This is a genomic window from Candidatus Poribacteria bacterium (assembly GCA_026702755.1).
Taxonomy (GTDB): Bacteria; Poribacteria; WGA-4E; order WGA-4E; family WGA-3G; genus WGA-3G.
Map to the genome: position 1 here is coordinate 1 of JAPPBX010000072.1, position 5,670 is coordinate 5,670.

Here is a 5,670-nt window from a genome sequence, read left to right on the forward strand (position 1 = left end):
AAATCAGATCAGCGTTAGATTCAGAAAAACTCGACCTTGTTGAACACGACCTGCGTGAAGTCGGTTTTCACGTTATCGAAAATGTGATTACTCCCGAAGAGGCAGACGAAGCGCGCGAGGTAATCTGGAAATTAGTTGAAGAGGATATCGCCAACGGACACGACCACAGTTATGGAGATGGCAAAATCCGACGCGTCTGGGCAATCGTTGGGAAATCACCCATCTTCCGCTATTTCATCCAGCACCCGACTGTCGTGGCGGTGTGGAAACGGATGCTCGGCGAAGATGTTATCGCTTCCACATTTACGGCAAACATCGTTGGACCCGGGGCACCCACAGGCGGTTGGCATATTGACTACCCGTATTGGGCGATGCAATCGCCTTTCCCGTCTGGATCGCTAACCGGACAAACGGTGTGGATGTTAGATGACTTTACAGAAGAGAACGGGGCAACGGCGTGTATTCCAGAGTCACACAAAACGCTGCGTCGTCCCGACTTGGGGGAAGCAGAGGGACTTGAGATGAGCATTGCTGTCGCACCGAAAGGTTCAATTATGTTCACGAACGGTGCGATCTGGCATCAGTCCCGGGCGAACCTAACGGACACACCGCGCGTCGGGTTGCTCGGTATGTATAACCGTTCTGTGATCTATCCGCAGGAGGATATGCCTCGACAGTTGACCGATGAGGAGTTGGCAGGCGAAAGTGATGTTCTCAAGCAGCTATTAGGCAGGCACATCCAGTTCCGCGATCCAGATCACGGACAAAATTGGCATCGCACGGATGCAGGATTTCGCCAAGCATAACGAATAATATCGGTCAGTTTCGTTAAATGTTTCACCAGTTTCAAATGCAAGGAGGATTTTTATGCCGATTGTCTCTCATGATGTTTTGAGAAAGTTTGTCTATGATATATATCGGGGTGCCGGTGGTACGGAGGAAGATGCGCGTATCGTCAGCGACCACGTCGTCGATTCCAATCTCGCCGGACACGATTCACACGGTGTTATCAACGCACCAAACTACATCGGTGGCATGGCAGGCGGTCCTGCCACAGATAAGATGGAAATTGTCAGGGAAAGCGGTGCAGCCACCGTTATCAACGCCAACGGTGCACTCGGCATGGTCGCCGCCCGCAAAGCGATGGAAATGGCTGTTGAAAAAGCAGAAAGCTGCACCATCGGTGCCGTCGGCTTGCATCGGTGTGGACACGCCGGACGGATGGGCGAATATCCACCCATTGCGGCACGTGCTGGCATGATCGGGATCGTCCTGCTGAATGGTGGTGGACGATTTATGCATCCACACGGTGGTACTTCCCGGAGACTACCACCAAATCCAATTGCCATCTCAGTACCACGTCAGGGAGGCGAACCACTTCTCCTCGACATGACGCTCAGCGTCGTCGCAGGTGGGAAACTTCTCGTCCAGATGGCACGCGGCGAACCTATCCCAGAAGGCTGGATGATAGATGCCGAAGGCAAACCACTCACGGATCCGAACGCGTTTCGTGAACGTTCAGAGGATACAGCCGTTATGCCCCTTGGTGGTTTTCAGTTCGGGCACAAAGGGTTCGGTCTGGGTGTGATGATAGATGCTATCGCCGGTGGACTTTCTTGGGCAGGGTGTAGCCGTGAAGCACCAACACGCGGTGCAAGTGGCATTGTGATGTTTGCGATTAAGATCGAGGACTTCATTGACTTAGCGGACTATGAACAGGAAATCGCCTATCTTGTAGAGTGGGTGAAATCATCTGCTCGGTTACCGGATATTGAGGAAATCTACGTACCCGGAGAATTCGAGGAACGGAGCCGCGCGAAACGGCTGCAAGAAGGAATACCCATCGAGGAGCCAACATGGAACCGGCTCGTCGAAGCAGCAGAACGTTTCGATGTTGACATCCCCATATAGAACTCGGCACACACCGTGTGCCGTAAACATAACAACAGGAGAAAAAAATGAGAATCTGTAGTTTGTTTATCTTGCTCATCGGCATTACGGGGTGTGCTGTATTGAATCAACCCGTTATTGAGATTGACGTGTCACATCTTACCTGTGAATCTAACCCAGAATTTGTAGATGGAAATCTGGAGACAGAGGGCACATTCGCAGTGAATGGGCTTGTCCGCAAAGCGTATCACATGTTCGGGGGCGAGAGCCGGCGACTCGCCTATTCACAACGGCGTTACATAACGCAGGTTGAAGGGAATCGCCGGACAGAAGCCATTATCAAACTGGACACACCTACCTATATCACCTATGTAGAAGTCTACCCCGCATCAAGGGTTATCCCAAACTTTGCAATGATGACGACGACCGACGATCCACCACGTTTTGATGTCGCCTTCGAGCGAGTATCCGACAAGCAGCATCAGGACATCGAGGGACTAAATCCGGTTCGTTTTCGTATCGGACGAGAGGTGCTTTATCTGCGGTTGGGCGCAGACGGGATTGAAGACAAACAAAATTCTACCCAAACTGCAAACTCAGGTGTTGAGATTCCGCTAAAAGGGGCTTCAATCCGTGAAGTCAAATTTTACGGTCATCAGACCCCTTAACAGGAAAGGAACAGGAAAATGAACAGATGGATGTTCAGCACTCTATTGCTTCTACTGCTCGGTGCTGTCGGTTGTGCAGCCGTTCAAGGAAAATCGGGAGCGGAAATTCTGCCGTCGCGTTTATCTTGGCTTCAGGATACACCCATTGAGGAGATTGCCCCCTCACAGCTGACCTGCGAAACCCATCCTGAGATAGTGGATGGCAACTTAGAAACAGTCGCGACTTTTCACGTACGGGGAGCCGTGACAAAAAAGTATGACATCGTTGGACAAGGTGCACGTTCCTTCGGTAAAGGGCAGTATACAGCAGAACTTGACGGAACAACCCGATGTGAGATTGTAATAAAACTGGAAAAACCGACCTATGTCAGTCGTGTTGAGGTCTACCCAGCGTCGCGTATCCCTAATCTGGCATTGAGCACATCCTTGGAAAAATCAGGACATCATTTCGGTCAATCAGGGACAGGTTTCAAACCTGTGTATGACAAACAGCACAGAAGCGTAGAGGGCACTACAAAACCGGTTAAATTCAGCGTTGCACGGGAAGTACTTTATCTACGTGTGACAGCAAACGCAATAGAAGACCGAGAGAATGCGACGCGGATTGATGACGAAGAGATTGACATCCCTTTGAAAGGGGCTTCAATACGCGAGATCAAACTTTACGGGAAGCAACCATTGTAGGAAAATTTTCCGCATCGGATGAAGAGGTGACGAAAATGAACATACGAATGTTTAGTATCCCACTGCTTCTGATAGTCGGTGTTATGGGATGTGCGATGCTGCAAGAGACACCACTGGTCGAAATACCGGCTTCGCGTCTCTCCTGCACACAAAATCCTGAGATGGTGGATGGCGATTTATCGACAGTCGGCACCTTTAATGCAAAGGGCTCCATCAAAAAAGAGTATGTGACAAACAAGGGATACGAGTCTCGGAAGTATCAGAGTCGTTTGAAAGGTAGTCTCAAAACGGAAACATTGATTAAACTGGACGCACCTACCTATATTAAGTATATTGAAGTCCACCCCGCATCAACCATCCCGAATCTTGCTTTGGATGTGACCGCTGAAGAGAAATCGCCGAAGTGGACAATTTCATTTACGGCTGTGGAAGACAAACGTTCGCAAAAAGTGGAAGGTACATTACCCGTGAGATTCCAGATTGAACGGGAAGTTCTCTATTTGCGATTGACAGCCAATGCAATGGAAGATGTAGACAATGTGTCCCACGGTAGGGAAATAGGTGAACTGCAGATTCCGCTCAAAGGTGCTTCAATCCGAGAAGTTAAATTCTTCGAGCGACAATCCCCTTAAATCGCAGATACAGCAAAGGACAAACCTCATGGACAGAACAATGCTGGTCAAAAAACCAACTTGTTGGAGTGCCGTATGCCCTTGGACCAAAGGGCATGATTTCCTTTTTTAGGGTGGTAAATTCCGATTGCTAAGGTTCGGATTAGTCCGCTGATTGTGCACAACGGAATCCGTATTCGTAGAGGGTATTGGTAGGTGAAAGCAGCAAGCGATTGGTGACGGAGATACCTTTGCTGCGTAAAGCCCTTACGGGTAACGTTTCAATGTCTGTGAAATTATTTATTATCCACTGCACCTCATTTGTCCCTGCCCGTGGGTTTTTTCTCGGCGTAGCAAAGAAAAAATCGTCGTCGTAAAGGTCTATACACCACTCCCAAACCGGATAGTTCTGATTGGCAAGTCCGCTGTGTATAGCGTATTCCCATTCTACCTCCGTCGGTAGCCTTTTTCCTGCCCATAAAGTATACGCCATTGCCGAAAACCAACTTACCCACGTCACTGGGTGATCAGCTTTCCCGCTCGGATAACCGCTGCCTTCCCAATCTTTGAGATAGTCCCCGTCGTGGTATTTTTTCGGGATGCGACCTTTCTGCCACTGTGGGTTTTCAATCAGAAATTGCTGGTATTCAAGATTTGTCACAGGGCGTGCGTCCATATAAAAAGCGTCAACGCTTCCTATTTCAAGGTTGCCAGCGGGTATTAATACCATGTTTAGTTCGACTCCTGCCTCTAAACGTTTTCAATATGTGTGTACCTTTTATGGTTTAGGAGAAAAACTTCCGGTCAAATTCCGCATAAGTTTTTGTTATTCATACGGTGATAGCACCCAACGCCTGAAGGCGTGGGCTTCGGCTTCGTAGACAGTGCGGTTTTCTCAGAGAGTTCACCGTCTTATTCTGTCTCCACCCGCGGGCGTTTCCCTGTAGGGTTCTACAGGCATATCGTCAAGTGACGGCTATCCCTGCCCGCAAAATGTTGATCGCAGCGTTGATGTCTCGGTCGTGATGTGAACCGCAGTCGGGACAGGTCCACTGCCGCTCTGAAAGTGTTAGGGTTTCATTGTGAAAACCGCAGTCGCTACACGGTTTCGTTGTAGCCGTCCATTGACCGATCTGAACAAAATGACGCTTATGTTTTTCACATTTATACTTCAATATCTCAACAAACTCATAGAAGGCAAGGTCGGAGACTTTACGACCCCAAAGCCGTTTCATACCGTCAAGGTTCAACGTTTCAAGCACAATTGTATCAAACTTCTTACAAAGTTTAGAGGCCAGTTGCCAATGAAAATCTCTGCGTTGATTGCTGATTTTTCGATAGAGCCGTGCGAGTCGTCTTACACACCTCCACCAACCGTTAGAACCTTTTTCTTTTCGTGAAAGCGACCTGTTGAGAGATCGAAGTGTGTTCAAAGACTGTTTCAAAGGTTGGCGGTGTTGTATCTTTTCACCCGTGGAAAGCGTCAAATATGCGTCTTTCATGCCGAAATCTGCCCCGACACTTTCACCCGTCGTTGGCAGCGGTTTTGTTTCTACAAAGTCCGTTGTGATATAAAGCCAATAGTCACCGCAGTTGTCTCGTTTTATCGTGATACGACTGATATTCCCATGAAACTCACGCTGCTTATGGAATGTATACGCTACTTTATCATGTCGCCATTTACCTTTATTCCATTTTCTGAAGTTGAGGGTGAGGCGATTGTCTTTCAGCGTCCAACCCGCTTGTTTCAACGTCAAGGACTTGAACCTATGCCGTTTCTTAATCTTGGGTCTGCCGCCAAGTTTCTTGAAAAAACG

7 protein-coding genes are annotated in these 5,670 nt (G+C 48.7%); 5 read left to right on the plus strand and 2 right to left on the minus strand.

The features are described from left to right. The 5 genes from OXH39_13225 to OXH39_13245 all read left to right on the plus strand — a co-directional run. On the plus strand, window positions 1–806 hold an 806-nt coding region (locus OXH39_13225; protein ID MCY3551415.1), incomplete at its 5' end, for a phytanoyl-CoA dioxygenase family protein. 61 nt (window positions 807–867) lie between these two features. Next, complete coding sequence (locus OXH39_13230; GenBank protein MCY3551416.1) at window positions 868–1,911, plus strand: Ldh family oxidoreductase; 1,044 nt, start codon at window positions 868–870, stop codon at window positions 1,909–1,911. A gap of 47 nt (window positions 1,912–1,958) precedes the next feature. After that, window positions 1,959–2,558: a hypothetical protein gene (locus OXH39_13235; GenBank protein ID MCY3551417.1), complete on the plus strand. Its 600-nt coding sequence runs from the start codon at window positions 1,959–1,961 to the stop codon at window positions 2,556–2,558. An 18-nt stretch (window positions 2,559–2,576) separates the two neighbouring features. Continuing rightward, window positions 2,577–3,242 carry a hypothetical protein gene (locus tag OXH39_13240; GenBank protein ID MCY3551418.1) on the plus strand — a complete coding sequence of 222 codons (666 nt, stop codon included), beginning with the start codon at window positions 2,577–2,579 and terminating at the stop codon, window positions 3,240–3,242. Window positions 3,243–3,277: 35 nt separating this feature from the next. Next, a complete protein-coding gene (locus OXH39_13245; GenBank protein ID MCY3551419.1) occupies window positions 3,278–3,874 on the plus strand; it encodes a hypothetical protein in 597 nt (198 codons plus the stop codon). A gap of 142 nt (window positions 3,875–4,016) precedes the next feature. On the opposite strand, the gene OXH39_13250 is transcribed toward OXH39_13245, so the two are convergent. Both OXH39_13250 and OXH39_13255 read right to left on the minus strand, forming a co-directional pair. After that, a complete protein-coding gene (locus OXH39_13250) occupies window positions 4,017–4,583 on the minus strand; it encodes an SUMF1/EgtB/PvdO family nonheme iron enzyme (GenBank protein ID MCY3551420.1) in 567 nt (188 codons plus the stop codon). 235 nt (window positions 4,584–4,818) lie between these two features. Further along, on the minus strand, window positions 4,819–5,670 hold an 852-nt coding region (locus OXH39_13255; protein ID MCY3551421.1), incomplete at its 5' end, for an RNA-guided endonuclease TnpB family protein.

What these genes read in the sequence shown, in the direction of transcription:
- OXH39_13250 (MCY3551420.1), bottom strand. Translation starts at nt 4,583, where the DNA reads ATGGTATTAATACCCGCTGGCAACCTTGAAATAGGAAGCGTTGACGCT.
- OXH39_13230 (MCY3551416.1), top strand. Translation starts at nt 868, where the DNA reads ATGCCGATTGTCTCTCATGATGTTTTGAGAAAGTTTGTCTATGATATA.
- OXH39_13235 (MCY3551417.1), top strand. Translation starts at nt 1,959, where the DNA reads ATGAGAATCTGTAGTTTGTTTATCTTGCTCATCGGCATTACGGGGTGT.
- OXH39_13240 (MCY3551418.1), top strand. Translation starts at nt 2,577, where the DNA reads ATGAACAGATGGATGTTCAGCACTCTATTGCTTCTACTGCTCGGTGCT.
- OXH39_13245 (MCY3551419.1), top strand. Translation starts at nt 3,278, where the DNA reads ATGAACATACGAATGTTTAGTATCCCACTGCTTCTGATAGTCGGTGTT.